The organism is Pseudomonas sp. Sample_10 (assembly GCF_004321495.1).
In the GTDB taxonomy this organism is placed as follows: domain Bacteria; phylum Pseudomonadota; class Gammaproteobacteria; order Pseudomonadales; family Pseudomonadaceae; genus Aquipseudomonas.
This window is the reverse complement of the sequence record NZ_RCOE01000115.1, coordinates 1-4,775: the sequence shown is the minus strand read 5'-3', so window position 1 is coordinate 4,775 and position 4,775 is coordinate 1. Positions and strand designations below refer to the sequence as shown.

Here is a 4,775-nt window from a genome sequence, read left to right as displayed (position 1 = left end):
AAAGGCATGGAATCGGATCGCGGCCTCAAGCCGTTCAGCGAACTGCAAGCGCCGAAAGTCACCCCTGCCGACCTTGGCAACGCCGAAGAAGCCCTGGATCTGGAACGTGATGTTGGCCTGAACTGATGAGCGCGTCACTATCCGCCCTCGCCCTACGCAGCGTTTATGTGCCACGGCGCAAGCGACCGTCGATCTGGCTGTTGCTGCCGGTTTTGCTGCTGGTTGTGCTCAGCCTGCTGCCATTGGCCTATGTCGGACTCAAGGCTTGGCAAGCAGGCTGGGCCGAGGCGCTGCATCTGCTGTGGCGGCCGTATGTATTCGGCCTGCTGCGCAACACCCTGGCACTGATGGTCGGCGTGACGCTGGCTTGCGGCCTGATCGGTCTGTCGCTGGCATGGTTGCTGGAACGCAGCAATCTGCCAGGGCGACGGCTATGGGGCGTGATCCTGTGCCTGCCGTTCGCCGTTCCGGCCTTTGTCAGCAGCTTCACCTGGGTGTCTCTGAGCGCTCACTTCGAAGGGCTGGGCGGGGCGATTCTGGTGATGACGCTTTCCAAATACCCGCTGATTTTCCTTCCCGTTGCAGCGACCCTGCGCAATCTCGATCCCTCGCTGGAGGAGTCCGCCCGCACGCTGGGGCAGAATCGCTGGGGCGTATTTTTCAAGATCACCCTACCCCTGCTCTGGCCGTCACTGGTCGCTGGCGCCTTATTGATCGCATTGCACATGCTGGTGGAATTTGGCGCGCTGTCGATTATCGGCCTGCAAACCTTCACCACTGCAATCTATCAACAGTTCGAGTTGGAGTTCAGCAATGCCAACGCGGCGATGCTCTCCGCCGTACTGCTGATCCTCTGCCTGGCGCTGTTATGGCTGGAGCTGCGCGTGCGCGGCAAAGGTCGACACGTGCGCACCGGCCAGGGTGCGGCGCGACGCGCTGAACAGGTTCGACTGGGGCCTTGGGCTGTGGCAGGCCAGCTTTATTGCCTGCTGCTGGCAATCGTCGGCAGCGGGATTCCGCTGGGCATGTTGGCTTACTGGTTGGCAGTCGGATCGTCGGCAGCCTTTCCAATGGCAGCCATCGGCGAAGCATTGCTGTCATCTCTCGCGCTGTCGCTGGGTGGCGCTGCGTTTTGCCTGGTGCTGGCGGTGCCGGTCGGCCTGCTGGTCGTACGCCATAAAGGCCAACTGGCGATCTGGGCCGAGCGCTTGCCATATCTGCTGCACGCCCTGCCGGGATTGGTCATCGCCCTGACCCTGGTGTATTTCGCCCTGCACTATGTGCCGATGCTGTACCAGACTTCGGCATTGCTGTTGATTGCCTATGCGCTGCTGTTTCTACCGTTGGCTCAGGCGCCGATCCGCACCGCCCTGAACAAGGCGGCACCGCAGCTGGAAGAGGCGGCGCGCACGCTTGGAGCTTCGTCATTCAGTGCGTTCTGTCGAGTGACACTGCCGATCATTTTTCCGGCGCTGGGTGCGGCGTTTGCCTTGGTATTCCTGGATGCGATGAAGGAACTGACGGCGACCTTGCTGTTGAGTCCGACGGGGCTGAATACACTGGCGACGGAAGTCTGGGCGCATACCGCGAACGTGGAGTTTGCGGCGGCGGCGCCTTATGCGGCGTTATTGATATTAGTGTCGGGGTTGCCGGTCTATCTGCTGACGACCCGGATGTATCTGAGTCGTTAAGACCGCCATCGCGAGCAGGCTCGCTCCCACAGGGAAACGCATTCCAATGTGGGAGCGAGCCTGCTCGCGATGATGCCAGACCATTCAACACAAACCCTAAGCCCTGAACTGTCCCAGGCTCGCCTTCAATTGTGCAGCCAACCCATCCAGCACCTTGCCGCTGGCTGTGGTTTCCACCACCGCCTGAGCCGCTTTCTCAGCCTGTGCATGAATCGTCTCGACCCTCCCGCGCACTGCCTGCGCGCCCTTGGCCTGATGCGCTGCCGCCTGGGTTGCCAGACCGATCGCCGCATGCACCTGTTCCACCGAGGCCTGCACCGATTGCTGCAACCGCGCACTGTCGCGCAATACCAGTAGACCTTCATTGGCCTGACGCCCGGCCTGACCGATTGCCGCCACCGCTTCGCGCGCGCCCTGCTGCAACGCCACGATGTGTGCCTGGATATCGCCGGTGGAGCTTTGCGTCTTGCTCGCCAGTGCCCGCACCTCGTCAGCCACCACCGCAAAACCGCGCCCGGTCTCGCCGGCTCGCGCCGCTTCAATGGCAGCGTTCAATGCCAGCAGATTGGTTTGCTCGGCAATTCCGTGAATCACCGTCAACACCACTTCAATCTGCTCACTCTGCTGCGCCAGCCGTTCGATCACCTGTGCACCGGTATTGACCTGCCCGGCCAACTCCTCGATCAGGCTGCCGACCCTTGCCGACGTCCGAGTGTTTTCGTCGGTTGCCTGACGAATATCCACAACCTGTTTCAATGCCGCTTGCATGGCGTGGCTTTCCGACTGGGCTTCATCAGCCATTTGCGACAAGGCCCGCAGACTTTCCGCAACTTCATCGCGCTGCATGCCCGCCGCCGCGTCGGCTCCGGCGTTGCGCAAGGTCATGGCACCGATTTCCACGCCGGTACGCTGAGCGACATCACCCGCTTCGCGCACGATTGGCTGCAACTTATCCACAAAGCGATTGACCGCCGAGGCCATGTCGCCGATTTCGTCCTTGCTGTTGATCTGCACACGCTTGGTCAGATCTCCTTCGCCCGCCGCCAGGTCATCCATGGCCACAATCAGCATTTTCAGGCGATTGACCACTCGACGCCCCAACACAACGGCCAGCAACAGCAAAACGCCAAACCCGACCACCGCAAGGCTCACCCCGATGCGCCAGCGCAAGGTCGACGCAGCTTCCTGCACGGTACTGGTGGTATTGGCTTTCATTTCCGAGGCCGTGGACTGCGCCGACTGCAAACGCGATCGCATGGCCGTCGCACTGTCGGCCGCCGCGCCTTTGAGGCTGTCGCCTACCAGCTGATCACCGCTGGCAATCAAAGCCGTGAAGCGTTTATCCAGCGCCGCCAGATCGGCTTCCACCGAGGCGGTCGAGACGCCCATCAGGACCTTGCCGATTTCAACGCCGTTAGGATTGATCGAGGCTTCGATGTAGAACACCGAAGGATCGTTCTTTGCCGCATCCAGCACCTTGTCCAGCGCACGCTCGCCCTGGCCCTTTTCCAGCAGCGCCTTGTTGATCGGGTTCTCGCGGTTGAGGTAGCGCGTCAGGTGCTGGCCCGTGGCGTCGTCATACACCACGAACAACACGTTGGGATTGCGCTGGGCACGACGGGCGAACTCAGACAGGGTAGGCACATCGTTGTCCCACATCGCACGAGGTGCGACGGAAGCCAGCAACTGCGCCATGTCGCTGGCGGAGTCCTTCAGGTCCTTTTCCAGCGTCGCACGCAACTGCGCCTGTTCGTCCTTCAATCGCGCGGACAAACCAGCGGTGAGGCGTTGACGCGTACTGGTGGAAAGGCTGTCCAGGCTCGACGTGACTTCACGCCCGGCCTGCTCCAGTTCAGCGGACAGTTTTTGACTGTCTGCACCCAATCGCACTCCGAGATCGGCTTCCAGCGCGGTTACCGTGCTCCGGGTAAGAGCAACGGCTACCAGCACCTGCACCAAAAGAGCGATACCAAGGGTAACGAACACAGGCCGCAACAAACGGCTTTGTAACAGTGAGAGAACGGCCGACACTTGAAATCCCTCTGCATAAGCGCCATTAAATTGATGGCACGCCGGAAGTGACGTTTTAAGCAAAGCTAATAGCAAAGGTCATGCCGTCCAACAGGCATAAACGACAAAGGCCCCTATTAAGGGGCCTTTGTGTTTTACATCAACGACTTATCAAGCGAACGGATGGCGCAGAACGATGGTTTCGTTGCGGTCCGGACCCGTCGAAATAATGTCGATCGGCGCGCCGATCAGCTCTTCAACGCGTTTGATGTAAGCGCGGGCGTTAGCTGGCAGCTCTTCCAGGGTTTTGGCACCCACAGTCGATTCGGTCCAGCCCGGCACTTCTTCGTAAACAGGCTGCAGGCCTACGTAGCTGTCAGCATCGGTCGGGGCAACGGCATTACCTTGCGCATCCTTGTAGCCGACGCAGATGTTGATGGTTTCCAGACCGTCGAGCACGTCCAGCTTGGTCAGGCAGATGCCCGAGATGCTGTTCACATCGATAGCGCGACGCAGGATGACAGCGTCGAACCAGCCGCAACGACGGGCACGGCCGGTGGTTGCACCGAACTCGTGACCTTGTTTGGCCAGGTGCGCGCCGACTTCGTCGAACAGCTCAGTCGGGAATGGACCCGAACCTACACGCGTGGTGTAAGCCTTGGTGATGCCCAGGATGTAGTCCAGGAACATCGGGCCAACACCCGAACCGGTAGCAACGCCGCCAGCGGTGGTGTTGGAGCTGGTCACGTACGGGTAGGTACCGTGGTCGATGTCCAGCAGGGAGCCTTGGGCGCCTTCGAACATGATGTCTTTGCCAGCGCGACGCAGGTCGTGCAGCTCGGCAGTCACATCCAGCATCAGCGGCTTGAGCAGCTCAGCGTATTCGTTGCATTCGGCCAGGGTCTTGTCGAAGTCGATGGCCGGCTCTTTGTAGTAACCCACCAGCATGAAGTTGTGGTAATCCACCAGTTCACGCAGCTTGTCTTCAAAGCGCGGCATGTTGAGCAGGTCGCCCACACGCAGGCCGCGACGTGCAACCTTGTCTTCGTAGGCCGGGCCGATGCCGCGACCGGT

General features: G+C 60.6%; 3 protein-coding genes and 1 pseudogene. 2 read left to right on the top strand and 2 right to left on the bottom strand.

What is annotated here, in order from left to right; all coding sequences use genetic code 11:
• Positions 1-126: pseudogene (locus D8U18_RS10875) on the top strand (iron ABC transporter substrate-binding protein); the annotation flags it as partial.
• A complete protein-coding gene (locus D8U18_RS10870; protein WP_056852380.1) occupies positions 126-1,691 on the top strand; it encodes an iron ABC transporter permease in 1,566 nt (521 codons plus the stop codon). The pseudogene D8U18_RS10875 and the gene D8U18_RS10870, both read left to right, overlap by 1 nt.
• Before the next feature lie 96 nt (positions 1,692-1,787).
• Here the strand turns inward: D8U18_RS10870 and D8U18_RS10865 are convergent, their stop codons facing one another.
• Positions 1,788-3,722, bottom strand: a complete 1,935-nt coding sequence (locus D8U18_RS10865; protein ID WP_130907044.1) for a methyl-accepting chemotaxis protein — start codon at positions 3,720-3,722, stop codon at positions 1,788-1,790.
• A 150-nt stretch (positions 3,723-3,872) separates the two neighbouring features.
• The coding region (locus D8U18_RS10860; protein WP_131107609.1) for an adenylosuccinate synthase at positions 3,873-4,775 on the bottom strand (903 nt) is incomplete at its 5' end.